Raw genomic sequence first — 21,311 nt, 5'->3', positions numbered from 1 at the left:
TCCGCCGGGACCAGCCCGGGCGCGGCCGGGTTCGGACCTGTCTGTACCGTGTCCGGGTTCTCCGCCGGGGCCTGCCGCACGTCCTCGGGCAGGGGGTGGCCGCAACGCTCGCAGAAGGCGTCGCCGGCGGACACCCTGTCGGCGCACCCCGGGCAGGTCCGCACCTTCGTCATCGCTGTTCCTTCGATCCTCACAGCAGCGTCACGGGTCGTAGGGAGTTGGCCTTGTCGATCAGCTCGTACCGCTCCGTGACCGAGGTGGACCGGTGCGCCAGGTCCCGGTAGCGCCGTTCCAGGTTGGCGCGCACACCGTCCTCGGTGAGCGGGCCGCCCAGCAGCGCCGTCCCGTCGGCCCGGCCGCCGGCCTCCAGCCAGTCCAGCGCGGACTCCAGGGCCCGCGCGGCCAGTCGGTCGGTGGACTCGCCGTCCAGGCCCAGCCGCTCCAGGCGCTGTCCGGCGCGCACCAGGTCGTCCGCCTCCCGGCCGGGGTGGCGGGCCACCAGCACCGAGATGAGCGCCGTCTGGGCGTGCACGTACAGGCTGGACAGTTCCGGCACCGTGTCCAGGACCGCGATGGCCCCGTTCCGGTCGCCCTGGGCCAGCCGGATGCGGGCCAGGCCGAACGCGGCGCTGACGAAGGAGTGGTCGGTGTTCCACACGTTCTGGTAGTGGCGTGCGGCGATCGCGTGCTCGCCGGTGCGCTCGCAGGCCAGGGCCAGTCCGAGCTTGGGGGCGATCTCCCCGGGCAGGTGGCCGTACAGCTCGTCGAAGTGGTCGCGGGCGCCCTGGAAGTGGCCGGTGCTCAGCTCGGCGACCGCCAGGTACCACATGGTGCGCCAGTCGCCCGGGATGCGCTCGCTGAACTGGTGCAGGACGTCCATGGCCTGCCCGTGCCTGCCCAGTGTGATGAGCGTCCGGGACAGCATCAGCAGGGTCTCGGGGGTGGGCTCGGGCATGGACCGCAGCGCCGCGACCAGGTCCTCCGGCGGCAGGGCCTGGAAGCCCCGCAGGTGCTGGGAGGCCGGGTCGGTGGGGTCGATCAGCGGCGCGGGCAGCAGCGTCGCCGCCTCGGTGGGCGAGGGCGGGACGAGCATCCGGTCGGCGCGGCCCACGTCGGAGCCGATGGTGAAGTTCTCGCCGCCGAACAGGGTCGAGGGCGCCGGGTGGGGCGCGCCCTCGAGGTCGGAGAGCACCTCGCGCAGCACGCCGGTGAGCTGGTCGGCCATGTCGGAGGCGTCGTGGAAGCGGCGCTCCATCTCCGGGTGGGTGGCCCGGCGCAGCAGCCGGTCGTAGGACTCGTGGCGCTCCAGCAGCGGTACGGAACCGCGCGGCGGCAGCTCGTGCGGGAACTCGCGCATGAAGCTGAACCGGAAGCTCAGCACGGCCAGCGCCCGCCCCACCGAGTACAGGTCGGCGCTGACGGTCGGGCCGGGGCCGCGCAGCTCGTCCTCGGGGACCCGGTAGCCGGGGGTGGTGTAGACGGGGCTGACGGTGTCGTCCATGCGGCGCACGCCGCCCAGGTCGATGAGCTTGATCTGCTCCTCGCTCTGGATGACGTTGTCGGGTTTGAAGTCGCAGTACAGCAGGCCTTTGGAGTGCAGGTAGCCGAGCGCCCGCAGGACCTCCAGGCCGTAGGCGATGACCTGGTCGACCGGCAGTACGGCGTCGGGGTCCTGCTCGCGGCGCTCCATCAGGAGTTCGCGCAGCGACTTGCCGCCGACGTACTCCATCACGATGTGCCCGGCGGGGATGCCCGTGCGCGCGTCGGGGTGCTGGGAGAAGTTGATGATCTTGACGATGTTGGGGTGCTCGACCTCGGAGAGGAAGGCCCGCTCGGCCGCCGCGGCCTTGTGCGCCTCGGCGTCGCCGGCGTTGAGCAGGCCCTTGAGCACCACCCAGCGGTCGTTGACGTTGCGGTCGCGGGCCAGGTAGATCCAGCCCAGGCCGCCGTGGGCGAGGCAGCCCAGCACCTCGTACTGGCCGCCGACCTTGTCCCCCGGGCCCAGCTTGGGGGTGAAGGAGTACTGGGTGCCGCACTTGCGGCAGAACCCCTCGGTGCGCCCCTGCTGGTCGCCGCGGGTGCGGCCGACCTTCTCCCCGCAGTTGCCGCAGAACCGGTTCTTCTCCGAGACGACGGGGTTCTCCATGATCGCCTCGGCCGGGTCCCGGTAGGGCACCGGGGGGACGAGGACCATGCCCGCGCCGAGCATGCCCCGGGTGGAGCGCCGGGTGCGCCCGGACCCGGGGCCCGTGCCGCCGCCGACCGAACCGGTGATGCTGCCGGGGCCGGATCGGCCGGAGAGGCGGATGTTGCCGGAGATGGGGTGGGAGTGGATGGGGTCGCTGATGTCGTCGCCCTCGGAGGAGCCCAGCCACTGGTCGAGGCCGGTGCCGCCGGAGGAGGACGTGCCGGGCGGGGTGCCCGGGGGCGTGCCGGAGGGAGTGCCCGGCGGGATGCCGGACGGCGTCCCCGGAGCGCTCGGCGCGGCGAAGGAGTACTGCGGTCCCGTGGGCGGCGGACCGCCGGACGCCGGCGCCCCGAAGGACGCCTGCGGGCCCGAGGGGTGGGGCCGTGCCGGGTGGGGGTACGGCGGGGGCTGCGGGGCCGGCTGCCGCGCGTACCCGGGCTGCGGCCCGGTGCCCCGGGGCGCGGGGGCCGTGAAGGAGGGGTTCTGCCGGGGGCCGGGCGCCGGGGGCACGGCGCCGGGCGCGGGCTCCAGACCGCACACGACGCAGAAGCCGTCCTCGATCGCTCCGCCGCACCCGGGCTTCGTGCACTTCGTCATCTGCTCACACCACCATCGCTCTCGCCGTCTGACGCGTCTGGACCCGGCGTGGTTCTGTCCTGGGTGGTTTCGGTCACCCCGGGCTCCTCCAGCGCCCTGCGATAGGCGGCCAGGGCGACCGTGGCGGCCCGCAGGTCGCCGGGCGCCGTCCACAGCTCCCGGTGCGCGCGATCGTGGAGTCCGGCGACCTCCGGGTCCTCGGCCAGGCCCAGCCGGACCGAACGGGCGCGGTAGGACTCCAGGCGCCCGCGCAGCTCGTCCCTCCGCTCCAGCAGGCCCTCCAGGTTCTCCTCGCGCTCGCGGGCGTCGTCGGAGGCGGCGTGGACGGCCGCCTGCGTCTCGCCGAGCAGCACGCCCAGCTCGCGCCAGCGACCCCGGGAGCGCAGGGCGTCCATAGCGTCGATCCGGGCGCGCAGCGCGGGCACCGGGTCGGGGACGTCGATCGCCCGCGGTTCGCGGATACGGCCGGCCACGTGGGCGCGCCGCTCGCGCAGGGAGGCCAGGGCGGCCTCCAGGTCGTCGACGGCCGAGACGAGGCGGGCGGTGCTCTCACGGTAGGAGTCGCGCATGCGCAGGGCGTCGCGCAGCTCGCCGCGCGCCGCCTCCAGGCGCTTGCGCAGGCGCTCCATGCCCGAGGTGTCGACCCGGCGGTCGGCGCCCAGCAGGGAGAGGGGGTCGCGGCGGACGGTGTCGCCGATCCCGGCCAGCTCCGAGCGCAGGGACTCGTCGTCCCTCTCGTCGCCGGCCTCCTCGATCATGTCGCTCAGGGTGCCGACCTCCCGCCACAGGGAGTCGAGGTCGGCCAGGCGGGGGTGCAGGGAGTTCCAGGCGGTCTCGGCGGCCGAGACGACCTCGGTGACCTCCTCGTAGTCGGCGGTCATCCGGGCGACGGCCTCGGCCAGGGTGATGTGCTCGGTGTCGGTGTCCAGCAGCCCGCGCTCGTGCAGCGGGGCCTTCTCCAGCGGCAGCTCCAGGCAGGGCCCGGTGAGCAGGAAGGTCAGCCGGACCTGGTCGGAGGGGCGTCCGCCGCCCTGCCCGTGGTGTCCGGTGGCCTCCTCCACCGTGCGGCGGAAGGCGTCGTAGGTCGTCCACAGGCGGTGGACGTGGCGCTCGGCGTGCTCCCAGCGCTCCCGGGTGAGGCCGCGCAGGTCCGCGCCCTTGAGCATCCGGTGGCCGACGTGGTCCTCCAGGTCGGCCAGGTTGAGCGTGATCCGCTTCAGCTCCCCGCGCACCCGGTTGAGCGCGTGCTCGATGCCCTCCCGGCTCATGGGCGGCGTATTCGCCTCCGACGCGCTCGCCACCTTCCGTACCACTCCCCGCGTCCGTCCGCCCCGCGCCCACCGGGTGGACGCGCACGGTCAATGCTCCCTTTACCTAGAAGAGTCTGGCGGCGGGCCCTGTCGATCACAAGGGAGGACCGGATTTACGGCCGTGAACGGTCACCCGCGCCACGTCGGCGAACAGGGGCCGCTCCGTCACCTTCCAAGGTCCTCCCCCACTCCGGACACAAAAGGGCATGCGCGGAATACTCACCCCCAGTGGTCTGAATCCCGCTCATCGCCCGCCAGCGCCGCCAGCACGAACCGGCCCCGCTCGGCCACCGGGACCCGGGGCAGCTCCACCAGGTCGTAGCCGTACCGCGGGTAGGCCTCCCGCATGGCGCGGTCGGTGCGCAGGGCCTCCTCCCACGACTGGTGGCGCTCGGCGTCCCCGGTGAAGATCTCCGGCCAGGGCGGTGCGAGGAAGACGGTGCGCCGGTACCGGAAGCGGCGCGCGGCGGTGTCCACGTGCGCCGGCACCGGAAGCCCGCGCAGCAGGAGGTAGCCGACCAGGTCGGGCACCCCGCGGTCGCAGAACACCGGTCCGGGCAGCGCCGCGGCCTCCCGGTGCGAGCGGATCTCCCAGGCCAGCATCAGCTCCGCGAACAGGGAGTCGTCGCGCCAGGCCAGGCCGGGGCCGTCGATCTCGCGCTGGTCGCGGATGACCGCGCGGCCCGCCTCCCCGGTGCGGGCGTACCCGAGTCCGGCCAGGTGGTCGATGAGGGTGGTCTTACCGGAGCCTGGCCCTCCGGTGACGACGACGAGGTGGTCCACGCGTGCTTCCTTCCGCGGGGTCGGGGGTACGGGAGGGGCGCGCCCCGGCGCACGGCCGGGACGCGCCCGAGAAGAGGGATCCGGAGAGGCCGGGGCCTGCTTCGAACGCCCTCCTGTGCCGCTGGGCGTTCATGGGGCGCCCGGCGGGGTTCCGGAGGTCCCGGAGGAGCGGTTCTCGAGGGGTCCTGTGGCCGCGGGCCGTCCGTCGAGGACCTTCCGCCACTCGACGGGCGGGCCGCGGCGCAGCGGAGGTTCAAAAGGACACGGCTAGGGGATCTCGGCCTCGATGAGGTCGGCCGCGTACGCCGTGCCCTCGGTCCGCAGCCTGGCGGAGATCTCCGCCAGGCGGGCGGCCGTCCCGGGGTCGGAGGTCAGCTCCAGCAGCGCCGACCGCAGGGCGGCCGGGTCGTCGGCCTTGCCGTCGAGCCGCCGGGCCACCCCGAGCTCCTGGAGGCGGTCGGCGTTGTCGAACTGGTCGACGGCCTGGGGCACGGCGATCATCGGAACGCCGTGGTACAGCCCCTCGCTGGAGCCCCCCATACCCGCGTGGGTGACGAACGCGTCGGCCTGCCGCAGCACGGACAGCTGCGGCACCCACCGGTGCACCTCCACGTTCGCGGGCACCTCGCCCAGGTCGGCCGGGTCGGTGTACCTGCCGATCTGGAGCACCACGTGCCAGCCCGGCAGCCCGGCGAACGCCTCGACACAGGTGCGGTAGAACCCGGGCCGGTTGGTGTAGGCCGTTCCCAGGGACACCAGGACGACCTTCTCCGCGTCGGCGGGCCGCTTCCACTCCCCCTGGTCCGCGCGGTCGCCCAGGCAGGGCCCGACGAAGGTGACCGTGTCGGCGACGGTGTCGGCGAACGGCTGCATCTCGCGCGGGATGAGCGCCAGCGCCCGGTCCGGGCTCCCGGCGAAGGAGGTGTGGTCCATCCCGGTGATCCCGTTCTCGGCCAGCCAGGCGTCGAACTTGGCGAAGTGCTCGGCGGCTCCGGGCTGGTCGGCCAGCCAGGTCATCACCGTGGCCGAGTGGTCGGCCCAGGCGACGTAGGTCGGGGAGAGCTGCACGCTGGGGATCCCCCACCGGATCCCCAGCACCCGGGCGGCGTACCCGCCGATGTCGTACAGGAACACGTCGGGCCGGTCCGCGTCGTAGGCGTCCCGGATGACGGGCAGGACGTTGATCGCGTCGTCGAGGAACACGTCCATGCCCTCGACCGGGTCGTCCGGCCACTCCTCGTCCCCGGTGGGCAGGGTGGTGGTGAACGGGACGAGCTCGGCCCCGGTGGGGGTGATCAGGTCGGCCATGAGCGTGTCGTTGGCGACCGTGACGCGGTGGCCCCTGCGGACCAGTTCGCGAAGGATCTCCAGGCTGGGCAGGGTGTGGCTGACGGCCGGGACTCCGACCATGGCGATGTGGGCGCGACGGGTCATCGCGGGTCCCTCCAGATGTCGAGGAGCTGCTACGGGTAGGGCGAGGGGGCGCCCGGCCCGCTCACGGGGCGGGGGCGCCGGGGCGTCGGTGACGCCGGGCCTCTAGCCGTAGATCTGGAGGAAGTGCACGCCGCCATCGTAGCCGCACCCCGACCGCCGCGCGCAAGGGCCGGGGCGCTAGGCTCGGGCGCCCGTCCCCGCCGCGACAGGAGCCGCCGTGTCCGACCGCCCGTTGTCCCTGGTCGTCTCGGTGCGGGTCCTGCCCGGGCGCCGCGACGCGTTCGTCTCCGGGATCTCCCGGCACGCCGCGGTGTCGGTCCGCGAGGAGCCGGGCTGCCTGCGCTTCGACGTGACGGCCGACTCCGAGGACCCCGACCTGTTCCGGGTGTACGAGGTGTTCGCCGACGAGGCGGCCCTGGCCGCGCACCGCGCCTCGCCGCACTTCGCGGCCTGGCAACAGGAGAAGGCCGCCTCGGTCGTCCCCGGAAGCCAGGTCGACCGCGGCGGCCTTCTCCTCGTCAGCGAGTCCTAGGGCTGGGAGCCCGGGTCGCCGCCCTCCTCGGGGGCCCGGTGGCGGCCGCTGCTGCGGCGCACCGCGCCGGTGTCGCCGGTGTCCTCCCCGGTCGGCCGCTCGGGCGCGTTCGGGTCGCCCCGGTACCCCTCGCGGTAGCCCTCGGAGTACCCCTCGTCGAAGGCGCTCACCGGGTCCTCGGGCATCTCCGACATGTCGGCGGAGGCCATGGCGTCCGCGTCGGCGATGGTGTCGGCGGCGCCGCGCAGCCGGACCCCGGCGACGATCATGACGACGCCGAAGATCAGCGCGTAGACGCCGACCACGAACACGATCGCCTGGGCGCCGGCCAGCGGCCAGAACCACAGCAGCAGGCCGAACACGACCGAGAGCGCGCCGGCGAAGATCAGCAGCCACTCGGAGCTGATGCGGGCGCGCAGGCGGACGGCGGTGACGATCTCGGAGACGCCGGTGACGATGGCCCACGCGCCGATCACGAACACCAGCGCGATGACCGCGGCGACCGGCCAGATCAGCGCGATCAGACCCACGATGGCGCTGAGCACCGCCTGGGCGACGAGCGGGGCGCGCGTCCCCGGGGCGGCCCGGTAGGCCGCGTATCCGAGCATGATCGCGTCGACGAGGGCGTAGGCACCGAACACGATCGCCAGGGTGACGGTGGTCACCCCGGGCCAGATCAGCGCGATCAGTCCGAAGAGCACCGCGGCGACCCCTCGGAGGACCACCATCCACCAGTTCCTGCTCATGGCGCCGAGGACCTCCCCGGTCGGCATGTTCCGCATCATGGCCGCCTCACCTCCCTTGTGCGCTCCCGTCGGAGAGGGCGCATCCTGCGACTCCCCTCAAGGTCGCACGCCGACGGCAGGGCATCCGCAAAATACGCGGAAAGGGACGGTTCTGTACCGGTATGGATAGGTGGAATAACCGGACAAAAAGGACGCCCGCCCTGCCGGGAGGCGGGGCGGGCGTCGCGTACGCTCCGGTCGGGGACTAGCCCAGGCCCGGGTAGCGGCGCTCGGCGGAGCCGATGTAGTGCTGGCGCGGGCGCGCGATCCGGAAGGCCGGGTCGTGCAGCTGCTCGCGGTAGTGCGCGATCCAGCCGGGGAGCCGGCCGATCGCGAACAGCACGGTGAACATGTTGGTCGGGAAGCCCATGGCCCGGTAGATGACGCCGGTGTAGAAGTCGACGTTCGGGTAGAGCTTGCGCTCGGTGAAGTAGGAGTCGGCGAGCGCGGCGGCCTCGAGCTTGAGGGCCAGCGCGAACAGCTCGTCGGGGTTCTCGTCGCGGTCCAGGATCTGGGTCGCGAGGCCCTTGATCTCCTTGCTGCGCGGGTCGAAGTTCTTGTAGACCCGGTGGCCGAAGCCCATGAGGCGGACCTCGCGGGCCTTGACGCGCTCGAGGAACTCCTCGATGGTGACGCCCGAGTCGCGGATCTCGTCGAGCATCTCCAGCACGGCCTGGTTGGCGCCGCCGTGGGACGGGCCGGACAGGGCGTTGATGCCCGCGGCGATGCTGGCGAAGATGTCGGCCTGCGAGGAGCCGACGGTGCGCACGGTGGCGGTCGAACAGTTGAGCTCGTGGTCGGCGTGCAGGATGAGGAGCAGGTCCACGGCCTTGCCGAACAGGTCGCCCAGCTCGCCGCTGGCGGCGTTGTCCCCGAAGGTCATCCGGATGAAGTTCTCGACGTAGTCGAGGGAGTCGTCCGGGCCGATCGGCTCGGCGCCGATGGAGTTGCGGTAGATGCGGGCCGCGATCGTCGGCAGCTTGGCCAACAGCCGGATCGTGGCGAGCTCCACCTGGGCCTCGTCGGACGGGTCGACGCTGTCGGCGTAGTACGCGGACAGCGTGTTGACGGCGCTGGCGAGCAGGGCCATCGGGTGGCCGTTGCCGGGCATCGCGTCCAGGAACGCGCCCATCTCGGCCGGGATGTCGGCGTTCTCGCGAAGCTTGTCGGAGAACTCCTTGAGCTGGCCGGGCTCCGGCAGCTCGCCGTAGATCACCAGGTAGGCCACCTCGAGGAAGGTGCTGCCCACGGCGAGGTCCTGGATCGGGTATCCGCGGTAGCGGAGGATCCCGGCGCCCCCGTCGATATAGGTGATCTTGGAGCTGCACGAAGCGGTGTTGCCGAACCCCGGGTCCAGGGTGGTCATACCCGTCGAGCCCAGCAGGGTCTTCAGCTCGATGGTCTGCTCACCCTCGGTGCCGGTGAACACCGGCAGCTTCAGCACGCCGCCCTCGTAGTGGAGCTCCACCGTGCGCTCTTTGTCGTCTTCGCTCATGCCCGAGGTCAACCTTTCCAGGCGGGGGATACGTGAGGTGCGTCAGACGCGGGGCGGTCCGCCGCCACGTTCTTGTTCACTCGTTATTGTTCTGTTTTGTTAAACGACGATTAAGCAAAATCATATAAGTTTCACCGATTCACGGACAGGTGACATGCAACACATACCCAGACGTGAGCGGAATTACCGCACGGTGAAGATTTACAATCTTTGCCAGATGTCGTTTACTCCGTGATCGCCCTGAGACATCGCAGGACCCCGGAGGGTTCTCCCCCGACGCCTCGACACCTCCTGTGCCGGTCCCCTGAGCACCCCGATCACCTCACGGACCCCATCTTCCGAGTGTCCTTCACAGATATGGACATACCCGGACACGACGGGGTGCGATCAGTTGTCCGAACGCGCCCTAGCGGCCATCTATCAGGGTACCTTCGCCCTGATCACAGGGGTTGACGCGGGGTACCCCAGGTGCGGTGATCTTGGCCTCTGCCGCGGGCGCCGCAGTCCGCACCGTTCCCCGGAATACGCACGGGGGCTTCCCGGATGGGCAAAGAGTGTGCCCGTGGAACGGGAGTTCACACCCGCCCGCCCCGGGCGCGCCATCCGGCCCCGTGTTCCACGGGTGTGTCGGCGGTGTGATAACGGCGCCGGCCGCGGAGAAGCGGGAGCGCCTTTTCCGCGCCCCCGCCCCGGTGCCCGCGGAGTGCTACTCGTCCTCGACGACGCCGCCGGCCAGCAGCGGTTCCATGAACAACGACGGGTGGTCGCGCTCGATGACCCGCAGCCGCCACTTGTTGTGCACCAGCACCAGCAGTTCACCGTCGGAACGGCGGCGCAGCACCTCGGCCCCGGAAAGGCCGTGCAGGGTCGGCGCCGACTCCTCGTCCGTGCGCCGGGCCACCGAGTACTCCAGCGGCGAGACCTCGACGGGGCTGCGGAACTCCTGCTCCATCCGGTGCTTGACCACGTCGAACTGGAGCGGGCCGACCGCCGCCAGCACGGGGGCCTGCTCGCCGCGCACGTCCGAGGTCAGCACCTGCACCACGCCCTCGGCGTCGAGCTGGGCGATCCCCTTCTGGAACTGCTTGTACTTGCCGGCGTCCACGGCCCGGGCCACCACGAAGTGCTCGGGGGCGAAGCTCGGAATGGGCGGGAACTCCACCTTGGGGCCGTCGTAGAGGGTGTCGCCCACCTTCAGCGCCTGCGCGTTGACCAGCGCGATCACATCGCCCGGGAAGGCCGTGTCGATGGTGGAGCGGTCCGCGCCGAACACCGCCTGCGTGTACTTGGTCGCGAAGGGGCGGCCGGTGGCGGCGTGCGTGAGGACCATGCCCCGGTCGAACCGCCCCGAGCTGACCCGGACGAACGCCATCCGGTCCCGGTGGTTCTTGTCCATGTTGGCCTGCATCTTGAAGACCTGGCCGGAGAACGGGGCCTCCACCGGGCGCGGCCGCTCGTTCACGTCGTCCTTGGCCGCCGGGGCGGGGGCCAGGCCCACCACGGCCTCCAGCAGCCGGCCGACGCCGAAGTTGGTGAGGGCGGCGCCGAACAGCACCGGGGACGACTTCCCCGCCAGGAACGACTCGCTGTCGAAGTCGGCGCCCAGCGCCTCCAGCAGCTCCAGCTCCTCCTGGGCCTGCACCCAGGCCTCGCCCTCCAGCTCGGCGGCCCGGTCGGCGTCCACGGTCTCCTCGATGGCCTTGGTCGCACCGCCCGGGGTGCGGGTCATCTTGGTGTACTCCCCCGTGTCCCGGTCGATCAGCCCCCGGAAGTCGCCGGCGATGCCCACCGGCCAGTTCAGCGGGGTCGGGCGCAGCCCGATCCGCTGCTCGATCTCGTCCAGCAGCTCCAGCGGCTCGCGCCCGGGGCGGTCCCACTTGTTCACGAACGTGATGACCGGCATCCGGCGCGCCCGGCACACGTCGAACAGCTTCAGCGTCTGCGGCTCCAGGCCCTTGGCCGAGTCCAACAGCATGACCGCGCAGTCCACCGCCGACAGCACCCGGTAGGTGTCCTCGGAGAAGTCCGCGTGGCCGGGGGTGTCGAGCAGGTTCAGCACCCGGCCCTCGTAGTCGATGCGCAGCGCCGCCGAGGTGATGGAGATACCGCGGTCCTGCTCCATCTCCATCCAGTCCGAGGTCACGCCCTTGCGGTCGCCCTTGCCGTGGACCGCGCCGGCCGACGTGATCGCCGACGAGTGCAGCGCCAGCGCCTCGGTCAGCGTCGACTTGCCCGCGTCCGGGTGCGAGATGACCGCGAACGTCCGCCGTCGGCGGGCCTCTTCGGCGACCTCAGCCCCGTGCCGGGTAGCACCCGCCGTGTCCACACTCATGCGCGCTCGCCTCTTGGTTCTCTCCCGCTGTCCAACCGTTCCAGCCTACGCGTCCCCCGGCGCGGCCGGACCACCGGTCAGCCCCGGGGCCCGGCCTCGTCCACGGCGGCGCTCAGGCGGCGCACCAGCTCCTCCCGGCCCAGGTCGGCGGGGTAGACGGCGACCATGACCCGGTCGCGCCCGGGGGCCCGCCCCGGGTGCAGCATCGGACCGGCGGCGCGGCGGACGAACTCCATGGCGGCGTCGTAGCGCTCCCAGACCCCGCGGGTGTCCTGTCCGGGGTCGCGCAGCCAGCCGCGGAGCACGTGGTTGTGCGCGGAGATGAGGGCGGCGGCGGCCACCCCGGCGGCCAGCGACCGCTCCTCGGGGCCGCCCTCGCCCTCGTGGGCGGCCAGGTAGCGGCTGAACGCGGACTGGTAGCGCGCGGTCATCGCCACCTCGCGGTCGCGCAGCCGGGGGTGGACGCGGACCAGGCGGTAGCGGGGGACGGTGACCTCGGGGTCGTGCAGGTAGTCGCGCAGCACCAGGCGGGCTGCGGCGAACACCACGTCCAGGGGCTCGCCGGAGGCGGTCTCCAGGTGCCGGGAGACCTCGGCGAACAGCTCGTCGTGCTCGGCGAAGAGGATGTCCTCCTTGGTGCCGAACCGGCGGAACAGGCTGCGCCGGCTCACCCCTCCGGCGGCCGCGATGTCGTCCATCGTGGTGGCCTCGAAGCCGTTCTCGGTGAACAGGCGGACGGCGGCCAGCACCACGTCGCGGGTGGGCACGCGCGCGGACGCCCCCCTGGCGACCGATCGCTCACGGACCATCGTTCCCCTCCCCTGGCACGCCCCCCGAAAGGTATCCGACTCCCGACGGTGTACTTCGCACCGTCCACCCCCTATTCTGACACTGAATGCCAACCAAAGGCACCCAGTGCCAGCGATCGGGGGAGGGCGCACCTCCCGCGGAGGAACGCAGATGAGCGACTTCGACCTGTTCAAGACCACCGAGGAGCACGAGGAGCTGCGCGCCGCCGTACGCGCCGTCGCCGAGGACAAGATCGCCCCGCACGCGGCCGAGGTCGACGAGAAGAGCGCCTTCCCCCAGGACGCCCTGGAGGCCCTGGTCGCCACCGACTTCCACGCCCCGCACATCGCGGAGGAGTACGACGGCGTGGGCGCCGACGCGCTGGCCACCTGCATCGTCATCGAGGAGGTCGCCCGTGTCTGCGCCTCCTCCTCCCTGATCCCGGCGGTCAACAAGCTCGGCACGATGCCGGTCATCCTGGGCGCCTCCGAGGACGTCAAGCGCCGCTACCTGCCCGAGGTCGCCTCCGGCGAGGCGATGTTCTCCTACGGCCTGTCCGAGCGCGAGGCCGGCTCCGACACCGCCGGCATGCGCACCCAGGCCGTGCGCGACGGCGACGACTGGCTCCTCAACGGCCAGAAGTCGTGGATCACCAACGCGGGCGTCAGCAAGTACTACACGGTCATGGCGGTCACCGACCCCGAGGGCCCGCGCGGGCGCAACATCACCGCGTTCGTGCTGCACGCCGACGACGAGGGCTTCACCCTGGGCGAGCCCGAGCGCAAGCTCGGCATCAAGGGCTCCCCCACCCGCGAGCTGTTCTTCGACAACGTCCGCATCCCGGGCGACCGGATCGTCGGCGAGCCCGGCGAGGGCCTGAAGATCGCGCTGCGCACCCTGGACCACACCCGCGTCACCATCGGCGCGCAGGCCGTCGGCATCGCCCAGGGCGCCCTGGACCACGCGGTCGCCTACGTCAAGGAGCGCAAGCAGTTCGGCAAGGCCATCGCCGACTTCCAGGGGGTCCAGTTCATGCTGGCCGACATGGCCATGAAGCTGGAGACCGCCCGCCAGATGGTCTACGCGGCCGCCGCCAAGTCCGAGCGCGGCGACGCCGACCTGTCCTTCTTCGGCGCCGCGGCCAAGTGCTACGCCTCCGACGCCGCCATGGAGATCACCACCGACGCCGTGCAGCTGCTGGGCGGCGCGGGCTACGTCAAGGACTTCCCGCTGGAGCGCATGATGCGCGACGCCAAGATCACCCAGATCTACGAGGGCACCAACCAGATCCAGCGCCTGGTGATGGCCCGCCAGCTGCTCAAGAAGTAGCCCACGGACCGGACGCCCGGCCCCCGCTCCGCGAAAGTGGGGGGCCGGGCGTCCTTGCGTCCGGCCCCGTCAGAGGGTGGACTCGCGGGCGAACCGGGCCAGCGGGATGGGCTCGCGGCCCAGCGCGGCGTGGACGTCGTCGGTGACCTCGGCGGCGCGGCCGCGGACGGCTGCGGCGAAGCGCTCGTTGAGGGTGTCGATGTAGCGCTCGCCCCAGCCGCGGTCGGAGGCCCGGAAGTAGAAGCGCGACTCGTCCACCGGCTTGAACCGCCACACCGGGCTGTCCGTGCCCCTGGTCCAGCGCACGACGGCGCCGACGGTCAGCGCCTGCGGCCCGGTGAGGGTGTACTCCTTGCCGCCGTGGTCGCCCACGAGCGACTCCACCGCGACGGCCGCGACGTCGCGGGCGTCCACGAAGCTGATCTCGGTGCGCCGCTTGACCGGCAGCTCCAGGCGCCCGTTGCGGGAGCGGGCCAGGTTGGCGAAGGTGCCCTCGGTGAAGTCCTGGAACAGCCAGTTGGGGCGCAGCACCGTCACCCGGCCGAACAGCTCCTTGGCCTTGAACTCGGCCGCCCGCTGGTCGGAGTCGGAGGGCGCGTGCTCGGTGCCCATCGCCGACATGACCACGGCCCGCTCCACCCCCGCCTCGGCGGCGCGCTCCAGGAAGGCGGCCACCCGGTGCCCCAGGGCCATGCCCACGGGGGTCACCACGAAGACGCCCGAGGCACCCTCGAGCACCTCCGCCCAGTTGGAGGTGTCGGTCCAGTCCAGCCGCCTCTCGGCGGTGCGCGAGGCACCGGCGGCGGGCAGGCCGCGCCGTTTCAGCTCGGTCAGGACTCGTCGGCCCACCATGCCGGTGGCTCCGGTCACCAGAGTGCTCATCGACTCCACGGTACCCACGGCGGCGACGGAAGTGGACGCACACCGCGCGGGTGGCGACCGAAGTAGGGAAGCCCACCGCCATCGGTATCGTCCGCGTGTGCGAGGGGACCGCCGCGGCCTGCCGGAACATAGACTCGCGCTGAGATGAACACCGTCACCGGGCCGTACAGGCGGGATGTGCGCGACTGGATCGTGGACCTGTCCATGTTCCTGCTCGCCCTCGTGTTCGCGGCCATGACGCTCCTGGACTTCCCGCCGCCGGGGCCTCCGCACGGTGACGTCCCCGTGATCACCGTGCCCGACCACCCCACCTGGTGGGAGGCGGCCGAACGGCTGGCGGCCCTGGCGGCCTGCACGTCCCTGTGGTGGCGGCGCCGCCGGCCGGTCCAGATCGCCGTGTCCCTCATCGCGCTCTCGGTCGTGACGGACCTGGTCTCGGGCGCGCTGCTCATCGCCCTGTTCTCCCTGGCCCTGCACCGGCCGCCCAAGGTGAGCCTGGTGGTCTTCGGCCTGGGCATCGCCTCGGTGGGCCTGAAGTCGCTGGTGCTGCCCGACCCCCACCTGCCCGCCCTCATCGCCTTCCTGCTGAGTGTGGCCGTCCAGGGCGCGGTCATCGGCTGGGGGCTGAGCGTCCACCACCGCCGGGAGCTGGTGGACTCCCTGCGCGAGCGGGCCGTGCACGCCGAGACGGAGGCGCAGCTGCGCGCCGAGCACGCCCAGCACCAGGTGCGCGAGGCCATGGCGCGGGAGATCCACGACGTGCTCGGGCACCGGCTGTCGCTGCTGAGCGTGCACGCGGGCGCCCTGGAGTACCGGCCGGACGCGCCCGCGGAGGAGATCGCGCGCTCGGCGAAGGTGATCCGCGAGAGCGCCCACCAGGCCCTCCAGGACCTGCGCGAGGTGATCGGGGTGCTGCGCGCGCCGGTGGGCGAGCTGCCCCAGCCGACCATGGCGGACCTGCGCCAGCTGGTGGAGGAGGCCGACGAGGCCGGGGCGCGGGTGGCGTTCACCGAGGACTACGACGGGACCGTCCCGGACCGTACGGGGCGCACCGCCTACCGGATCGTGCAGGAGGGGCTGACGAACGTGCGCAAGCACGCCCCGGGCGCGGACACGCGGGTGTCGGTGCGGGGCGCGCCCGGGGAGGGCCTGACCGTGGAGGTGCGCAACGGCCGGGCCCCGGCCCCGGTGCCGCGGGGCGGCTCCGACGGCCAGGGGCTGGTGGGCCTGACCGAGCGGGTGTCGCTGCTGTCGGGCCGGCTGGAGCACGGCCCCACGCCCGGAGGTGGCTGGCGCCTGTCCGCTTGGCTACCGTGGCCCGCATGAGCGAGGCGCAGCGCGACCACCGGGACATCGGCGTGGTCATCGTCGACGACGACGCACTGGTCCGGGTGGGGCTGGTGATGATGATGGGCGGGGCACCCGACATCAAGGTCCTGGCGGAGGCGGAGGACGGGGGCAGGGTCCTGGACCTGGTGGAGCGGTACTCCCCCGACGTGGTCCTCATGGACATCCGGATGCCCACCGTGGACGGGCTGACCGCCACCGAGCGCCTGCGGGCGCTGGAGGACCCGCCGGAGGTGCTGGTGCTGACCACGTTCGACGCCGACGAGCACGTGCTGCGGGCGCTGCGGGCGGGTGCGGCCGGGTTCCTGCTCAAGGACACCCCGCCGGCGGAGATCGTGGAGTCGGTGCGCCAGGTGGCGCGGGGCATGTCCGTGCTCTCCCCCACGGTGACGCGGCGGCTGGTGGAGCGGGTGGGCGACAGCGACGCGGACGCGCGGGCCGACCGGGCCCGGGGGCGGCTGGCCGGCCTCAACGCCCGGGAGCTGGAGGTGGCGGTGGCGGTGGGCCAGGGCCGGTCCAACGCCGACATCGCGGCGTCGCTGTTCCTGAGCGTGCCGACGGTCAAGACGCACGTGTCGAGCATCCTCACCAAGCTGGGGCTGAACAACCGGGTGCAGGTCGCGCTGCTGGTGCACGACGCCCGCCTCGTCCAGGACGGCTAGCCGTGTTCTTTCGTACCTCCGCTGCGCTTGGGCCCGCCGGGCGCCTCACGAACCCCCCGGCAGTACAGGGGGCATCCGAGAACAGGCCCTGGACACCCCCGCCCGACACGCCGGGCGCGGTAGCGGCCCCCGCCGGAGCCCCGCCCGTACTGTGAGCGACCGGAGCGGCACCAGGAACAGGGGGAGGGGTCCGGTGAGCGGTTCCACGCCAGGCCGCGGCGGCGGTCATGCCCGGAGGGCGGCGCGCCGGGGCGTGCCCGGGGGCGGCCGGTGAGCCCCGCGTCCGGGCCGCCCGGCGACATCGACCTGGACGACGTCCTCGCCGCCGTGATGGCGCGGGTCCGCCCGCACATCGGTGAAGGGAAGGTCGCCGACTACATCCCGGAGCTGGGGCGGGTGGACCCGGCCCGCTTCGGGTTCGCGGTGGCGGCCGCGGACGGGTCGGTGCACACCGTCGGCGACACCGGAGTGCGCTTCTCCATGCAGAGCATCACCAAGGTGTTCACCCTGGCGCTGGTCACCCAGGCGGGTGAGACGCACATCTGGGACCGGGTGCACCGGGAGCCCTCCGGCAGCGCGTTCAACTCGCTCTACCAGCTGGAGTTCGAGAACGGCGTCCCGCGCAACCCGTTCATCAACCCGGGCGCGATCGTGGTCACCGACGAGCTGCTGGCCAACACCGGGGACGCGTTCGCCGCCCTGCGCGGGCTGCTGCGCGCCGAGACCGGCAACCCCGACCTGGACGCCGACGGGGTGACCGCCCGCTCGGAGCTGGAGACGGGCGACCGCAACAGGTCGCTGGCCTACCTGATGGCGGGGTTCGGGAACATGCGCAACCCCGTCCCGGAGGTGCTGGACCACTACTTCAGGCAGTGCTCCATCACCATCAGCACCGAGGAGCTGGCCCGGGCGGGACTGCTGCTGGCCCGGCACGGGGTGCGGGCGGACGGGAGCCGGATGATCGACCGGAACGCCGCCCGGCGCATCATGGCGATCATGCTCACCTGCGGCACCTACGACGCGGCGGGCGAGTTCGCCTACCGGGTGGGGCTGCCCTGCAAGAGCGGGGTGGGCGGCGGCATCCTGGCCATCGTGCCGGGCCGCTACTCCGTCGCCGCCTGGGGGCCGGGCCTGGACGCCAAGGGGAACTCGGTGACGGGCGCCCTGGCCCTGGACACGTTCACGCAGGTGACGAACTGCTCGGTGTTCTGACCGCCCGGCGCCCCGGCCCCCGGTGTCCCGGCCGGCCGCGCGGGCCCCGGGAGGGTCCCCGGGCCCCGCGGTGCGGCGGGCGCCTCAGGCGGCGGGGACGAAGGTCTCCGAGATCCGGTCCAGCAGCTCCCGGTTGATGTCGGCGTGGTCGTTGTCGGCAACCAGGAAGAGGGCGTAGCCCTTCTCCTCGGTGTGGAAGCCGCGGTTCACGGCGTGCATGCGCCCGTTGCGGCCGTCGTAGGTGAACTCCCAGTCGGCGGCGGTGATGTAGGCGTCGGTCCAGTCGTCCTCGACCTCCTCGATGCCGACCAGCTCGTAGCCCGGGAAGTTGCCGCTGCCGACCGGCTCGAAGTCGCGCCAGTCCTGGGCGGCGTCCGGACCGGGGTCGTCGGTCTGGTCGACGAGCAGGTAGCCGCCGTCGGGGTTGTCGAAGTAGACCATGTGGCCCTCCCGGCGCAGGGTCCAGCCGTCCGGGTACTCCACGGTGAAGCCGCTGGAGTCCTCGTGGACCGCCAGACCGCCCGCCCAGGGGTCCTCTTCCTCCTCCGGCTCCTCGGGCGACTCCGAGGGCTCCTCCTCGGGCTCGCCGCCGCCGTCCCCGCCGTCCCCGCCGGCGGGCGGCTCGGACTCCTCCTCCGGCGGGGCGGCCGCCCCGGACTCCTGCTGGGAGACCAGGCCGGCACCGGAGGCGCCGCTCCGGTTCATGCTGATGTAGAGCGTCGTCCCGGCGGCGACCACCAGGACCACGAGGGCCGCGGCGACCACGAGCAGGCCGCGCCGCCGGGACCGGTCCCGTTCGGTGCCGCGGGGCGCCGCGGCGGGGGCCGGTGCGGCCGGTTCCGGGGCGGGCGGCGGAGCGGCCGCCAGGGCCGCCTCCTCGGACCGCGGCTCCGCGGTCGGCACCGTCGTGGTGAGGTTCGGCGCCACCGGGGCGGGGGCGGCCGCCTCGGCGCGGTCCCGGATCTCCCGCAGCCGGGCCCGGACCGCGTCGATGCCGGGCCGGTCCTCCGGCTTCTTGGCGCACAGCTCCCGCAGCAGCGGGGCCAGGGGGCCGGCGTTGACCGGGGCCGGCAGCTCCTGGGTGACGATCGCGGTCAGCGTCGCCACCGGGGTGGGCCGGTCGAAGGGCAGGGTCCCCTCCAGGGCCTGGAACAGGGTGATGCCCAGGGACCACACGTCCGAGGCGGGGGTGGCGGAGTGCCCGTGGGCGATCTCCGGGGCCAGGTAGCTGGGCGAGCCGATGAGCAGCCCGGTGCTGGTCAGGTGGGTGGAGCCGTCCAGGTGGGCGATGCCGAAGTCGGTGAGCACCGCCCGGCCCCTGCCGTCGATGAGCACGTTGCCGGGCTTGATGTCGCGGTGGACGATGCCGCTCGCGTGCGCCTCGGACAGCCCGGCCGCCATCTGCTCGCCGATGTCGGCGACCCGCGCGACCGGCAGCACCCCGCCCTCGCGGATGACGTCGCCCAGGGAGGAGCCGCTGACCAGCTCCATGACGATCCAGGGGCGGCCGTCCTCCTCGGCCACGTCGAACACGGTGATGATCGACGGGTGGCTGAGCTGGGCGGCGCTGCGCGCCTCGCGGAGCATGCGGGTGCGCAGGACCTCCACCTCGTGCGCGGGCAGGTTCGGCGGGGTGGTCAGCTCCTTGACGGCGACCGGCCGGTCCAGGAGGGTGTCACTGCCCTTCCAGACCCGGCCCATGCCGCCCGCGCCGATGACCTCGTCCAGGCGGTACCGGTTGGCCAGGAGTCGACCGGAGTCGGCTTCCGAACTGTTCATGGGCGCGCGATCCTCTGCGGGGAAGGGCGTACAGGGGAGAAGACGGGTGTGCGGGGGAGAAGTCTGGAGCGGCCGGGGGACCGAGAGAGAATTCTAGGTTCCCCGGAGGGCGCTCGACCCTCCTCCCGGGGGTGCCGGTCTCCTCCCTTCGAGGTGACATAACCCCGCAAACCGCCCTGACATGCGACGATTCCACCGCGGCGGCCCGCCGAGGGGCCGGTTCGGCGGGGCCGGTACCCGGGCGTGTCAGCCCCGGCGCACCAGCAGCCTCTTCAGGAGGTTCGACAGGGCCGGCACCGCGCCGCCCCGGGCGGGTTCGGCGGCCGGCGCGGGTGCGGGCTCGGGCTCGGGTGCCGGGGCGGCGGGAGCCTGCGGGGTGAAGCGGACCGGGAGGGAGACCGGGGACCAGGACAGGGTGGCCAGCCGCCACCGCAGGTCCTCCGGGGGGACGGCCAGGGCCGGGTCGGGCAGCCGCTCCAGGATCCGGCGGGTGGCGATGGTCGCGATCGCGGTCGCCTCGTCGCGGGCGGGGCAGCGGTGGGGACCGGCCCCCCAGGCCACGTGGGCGCGGTTGGCCCCGTCGGCCACCTGCTCGGCGTTGTCCTTCTGGAAGAAGTGGTTGGCGGCGGCGAAGGCGAGCAGGATGGGCGACCCGGCCTCGATGACGCGGCCGTTGTCCAGCGGGACGTCGACGCGGGGGTAGATCACCGGGTAGTTGGTGATCGGCGGGTCGCGCCACAGCACCCGCTCCACCAGGTCGCTCAGAGCGGCCGGGGAGGGGCCGCCGGGGACGCGCAGGGACGGGTCGGCCAGGACGGCCCGCAGGGCGGAGTCGATGAGGGCGGCGGTCGGCTCGTTGGCGGCCGCGATGACGAGGAGGAGCTGCATGATGACCTCCTCGTCCGAGAGTCCGGCGCGGTGCCGGATCAGGCGGCTGGTGAGGTCGTCGCCGGGTTCGCGGTGCTTGGCGTCCACGACCTCCGACAGCGCCCGCTCGGCCTCGGCGTTGGAGCGCTCGGCGTCCACCCCGGCCCACAGGTTGCGCATGGCGGCGACGAACCGCAGCCCCTGGTCCTCGTCCATGCCGAACAGGTCGTTCATGACCAGCAGCGGCAGCATCCGCGCGTACTCGTTGAGCAGGTCGGCCCGGCCGCGCGCGCAGAACTCGTCGATGAGCCGGTCGGCGTAGCGGGTGGTGACGGAGGCCAGGTGAGCGGGGGTGACCGCGCCCAGGGCGTCGGTGATCGCACGGCGCAGCCGCTGGTGCTCGGCCCCGTCCAGGAACAGGGCGCTGGCACGGGGCGCCATCATCGGCAGCAGGGGGTCGTCGGGGCCGATCCGGCCCTCGGTGAAGTCCCGCCACAGCCGTGCGTCGTGCGTGAACGTGGTGGTGTCCCGCGACCAGGAGATCAGGGTGGCGTAGTCGGTGACGACCCAGCCGTGCACCCCGGGAGAGAGCTCGGCGGGGACCACCGGCCCGTGGTCCGCGCGCATCTTCGCGTAGACGCCGTACGGGTCGGGGTGCGGCTCGCTCTGGTACAGCGCGGCGTGGGGGCATCCTGAAGACACGGCGACCTCGGGGAGTGGGCTGACGCGGCCTGGACACGGCGGTCCCGGACGTACCCGGCCCGGAACCCCTGCGGGTGTGCGGGCTCACACTAGCGCCCGGGGTCCCGCCGGGGCGAGGCCCGCCCCCTCCCGTGCCCCGCCGCCCGCCCTGCGGCCTGGGGCGATGCCGCCGTGACCGGTCCCGGCCACGGCGTCGGGCGTCCGCGGCTCAGCGGCCGAAGCGGTGCAGCCGCTGGCTGTTGGTCACCACGAACACGCTGGAGAACGCCATGGCGGCACCGGCCAG

The 21,311-nt window shown here is 72.9% G+C and carries 16 protein-coding genes; 5 read left to right on the top strand and 11 right to left on the bottom strand.

Annotation, left to right across the window (positions count from 1 at the left end):
- Positions 1 to 190: 190 nt before the first annotated feature.
- The 4 genes from ABZ249_RS27705 to ABZ249_RS27690 form a co-directional block, all read right to left on the bottom strand.
- Entirely contained in the window at positions 191 to 2,785 is a 2,595-nt protein-coding gene (locus tag ABZ249_RS27705; RefSeq protein ID WP_355268698.1) for a tetratricopeptide repeat protein, read from the bottom strand.
- Entirely contained in the window at positions 2,782 to 4,053 is a 1,272-nt protein-coding gene (locus tag ABZ249_RS27700; protein WP_355268696.1) for a hypothetical protein, read from the bottom strand. Before ABZ249_RS27700 ends, ABZ249_RS27705 begins: the two co-directional genes overlap by 4 nt.
- Before the next feature lie 261 nt (positions 4,054 to 4,314).
- Positions 4,315 to 4,878 (bottom strand): AAA family ATPase, encoded by a 564-nt coding sequence (locus ABZ249_RS27695; RefSeq protein ID WP_355268694.1) that lies wholly within the window; start codon positions 4,876 to 4,878, stop codon positions 4,315 to 4,317.
- Between the two features lie 267 nt (positions 4,879 to 5,145).
- Entirely contained in the window at positions 5,146 to 6,312 is a 1,167-nt protein-coding gene (locus ABZ249_RS27690; RefSeq protein WP_355268692.1) for a macrolide family glycosyltransferase, read from the bottom strand.
- 217 nt (positions 6,313 to 6,529) lie between these two features.
- Between ABZ249_RS27690 and ABZ249_RS27685 the strand changes: the two genes are divergently transcribed.
- Positions 6,530 to 6,844 carry a putative quinol monooxygenase gene (locus ABZ249_RS27685; protein ID WP_355268690.1) on the top strand — a complete coding sequence of 105 codons (315 nt, stop codon included), beginning with the start codon at positions 6,530 to 6,532 and terminating at the stop codon, positions 6,842 to 6,844.
- Here the strand turns inward: ABZ249_RS27685 and ABZ249_RS27680 are convergent.
- The 4 genes from ABZ249_RS27680 to ABZ249_RS27665 form a co-directional block, all read right to left on the bottom strand.
- Positions 6,841 to 7,617, bottom strand: a complete 777-nt coding sequence (locus ABZ249_RS27680; RefSeq protein ID WP_355268688.1) for an HdeD family acid-resistance protein — start codon at positions 7,615 to 7,617, stop codon at positions 6,841 to 6,843. The two genes, ABZ249_RS27685 and ABZ249_RS27680, sit on opposite strands and share 4 nt — an antisense overlap.
- A gap of 217 nt (positions 7,618 to 7,834) precedes the next feature.
- The gene (locus ABZ249_RS27675; RefSeq protein ID WP_220563588.1) at positions 7,835 to 9,124 is read right to left on the bottom strand and encodes a citrate synthase; all 1,290 of its coding nucleotides are present in this window, start codon (positions 9,122 to 9,124) and stop codon (positions 7,835 to 7,837) included.
- Between the two features lie 706 nt (positions 9,125 to 9,830).
- Complete coding sequence (locus ABZ249_RS27670) at positions 9,831 to 11,456, bottom strand: peptide chain release factor 3 (protein WP_355268686.1); 1,626 nt, start codon at positions 11,454 to 11,456, stop codon at positions 9,831 to 9,833.
- Positions 11,457 to 11,533: 77 nt separating this feature from the next.
- Complete coding sequence (locus ABZ249_RS27665; protein ID WP_355268684.1) at positions 11,534 to 12,265, bottom strand: helix-turn-helix domain-containing protein; 732 nt, start codon at positions 12,263 to 12,265, stop codon at positions 11,534 to 11,536.
- A 151-nt stretch (positions 12,266 to 12,416) separates the two neighbouring features.
- Here ABZ249_RS27665 and ABZ249_RS27660 point away from each other — a divergent pair, with 151 nt between their 5' ends.
- Complete coding sequence (locus ABZ249_RS27660) at positions 12,417 to 13,574, top strand: acyl-CoA dehydrogenase family protein (protein ID WP_355268682.1); 1,158 nt, start codon at positions 12,417 to 12,419, stop codon at positions 13,572 to 13,574.
- 69 nt (positions 13,575 to 13,643) lie between these two features.
- Here the strand turns inward: ABZ249_RS27660 and ABZ249_RS27655 are convergent, their stop codons facing one another.
- Positions 13,644 to 14,456, bottom strand: a complete 813-nt coding sequence (locus ABZ249_RS27655; protein ID WP_220563592.1) for an NAD(P)H-binding protein — start codon at positions 14,454 to 14,456, stop codon at positions 13,644 to 13,646.
- A 144-nt stretch (positions 14,457 to 14,600) separates the two neighbouring features.
- On the opposite strand from ABZ249_RS27655, the gene ABZ249_RS27650 reads away from it, so the two are divergent.
- From ABZ249_RS27650 to ABZ249_RS27640, 3 genes are all read left to right on the top strand, one after another.
- Positions 14,601 to 15,782: a histidine kinase gene (locus ABZ249_RS27650; RefSeq protein ID WP_355268679.1), complete on the top strand. Its 1,182-nt coding sequence runs from the start codon at positions 14,601 to 14,603 to the stop codon at positions 15,780 to 15,782.
- Positions 15,779 to 16,465, top strand: coding sequence for a response regulator transcription factor (locus ABZ249_RS27645; RefSeq protein WP_220563594.1), 687 nt, complete (start codon positions 15,779 to 15,781; stop codon positions 16,463 to 16,465). Before ABZ249_RS27650 ends, ABZ249_RS27645 begins: the two co-directional genes overlap by 4 nt.
- A gap of 270 nt (positions 16,466 to 16,735) precedes the next feature.
- The gene (locus ABZ249_RS27640; RefSeq protein ID WP_355268677.1) at positions 16,736 to 17,677 is read left to right on the top strand and encodes a glutaminase; all 942 of its coding nucleotides are present in this window, start codon (positions 16,736 to 16,738) and stop codon (positions 17,675 to 17,677) included.
- Positions 17,678 to 17,761: 84 nt separating this feature from the next.
- On the opposite strand, the gene ABZ249_RS27635 is transcribed toward ABZ249_RS27640, so the two are convergent.
- Both ABZ249_RS27635 and ABZ249_RS27630 read right to left on the bottom strand, forming a co-directional pair.
- Complete coding sequence (locus tag ABZ249_RS27635) at positions 17,762 to 19,456, bottom strand: serine/threonine-protein kinase (protein ID WP_355268675.1); 1,695 nt, start codon at positions 19,454 to 19,456, stop codon at positions 17,762 to 17,764.
- A gap of 246 nt (positions 19,457 to 19,702) precedes the next feature.
- Complete coding sequence (locus ABZ249_RS27630) at positions 19,703 to 20,950, bottom strand: cytochrome P450 (protein ID WP_355268801.1); 1,248 nt, start codon at positions 20,948 to 20,950, stop codon at positions 19,703 to 19,705.
- Positions 20,951 to 21,311 lie beyond the last annotated feature (361 nt).

Origin of the sequence: Nocardiopsis sp. NPDC006139 (assembly GCF_040614155.1) — a bacterium.
GTDB classification, from domain to species: domain Bacteria; phylum Actinomycetota; class Actinomycetes; order Streptosporangiales; family Streptosporangiaceae; genus Nocardiopsis; species Nocardiopsis changdeensis.
The sequence above is the reverse complement of the archived record's forward strand: the minus strand, read 5'-3'. Positions and strand labels throughout refer to the sequence as shown.

Excerpts from the sequence above, each read along its gene's own strand:
- ABZ249_RS27655 (WP_220563592.1), bottom strand. The coding sequence starts at position 14,456 with ATGAGCACTCTGGTGACCGGAGCCACCGGCATGGTGGGCCGACGAGTC.
- ABZ249_RS27705 (WP_355268698.1), bottom strand. The coding sequence starts at position 2,785 with ATGACGAAGTGCACGAAGCCCGGGTGCGGCGGAGCGATCGAGGACGGC.
- ABZ249_RS27645 (WP_220563594.1), top strand. The coding sequence starts at position 15,779 with ATGAGCGAGGCGCAGCGCGACCACCGGGACATCGGCGTGGTCATCGTC.
- ABZ249_RS27670 (WP_355268686.1), bottom strand. The coding sequence starts at position 11,456 with ATGAGTGTGGACACGGCGGGTGCTACCCGGCACGGGGCTGAGGTCGCC.
- ABZ249_RS27665 (WP_355268684.1), bottom strand. The coding sequence starts at position 12,265 with ATGGTCCGTGAGCGATCGGTCGCCAGGGGGGCGTCCGCGCGCGTGCCC.
- ABZ249_RS27630 (WP_355268801.1), bottom strand. The coding sequence starts at position 20,950 with ATGCGCGCGGACCACGGGCCGGTGGTCCCCGCCGAGCTCTCTCCCGGG.
- ABZ249_RS27660 (WP_355268682.1), top strand. The coding sequence starts at position 12,417 with ATGAGCGACTTCGACCTGTTCAAGACCACCGAGGAGCACGAGGAGCTG.
- ABZ249_RS27650 (WP_355268679.1), top strand. The coding sequence starts at position 14,601 with ATGAACACCGTCACCGGGCCGTACAGGCGGGATGTGCGCGACTGGATC.
- ABZ249_RS27675 (WP_220563588.1), bottom strand. The coding sequence starts at position 9,124 with ATGAGCGAAGACGACAAAGAGCGCACGGTGGAGCTCCACTACGAGGGC.
- ABZ249_RS27680 (WP_355268688.1), bottom strand. The coding sequence starts at position 7,617 with ATGCCGACCGGGGAGGTCCTCGGCGCCATGAGCAGGAACTGGTGGATG.
- ABZ249_RS27635 (WP_355268675.1), bottom strand. The coding sequence starts at position 19,456 with ATGAACAGTTCGGAAGCCGACTCCGGTCGACTCCTGGCCAACCGGTAC.
- ABZ249_RS27690 (WP_355268692.1), bottom strand. The coding sequence starts at position 6,312 with ATGACCCGTCGCGCCCACATCGCCATGGTCGGAGTCCCGGCCGTCAGC.
- ABZ249_RS27700 (WP_355268696.1), bottom strand. The coding sequence starts at position 4,053 with ATGAGCCGGGAGGGCATCGAGCACGCGCTCAACCGGGTGCGCGGGGAG.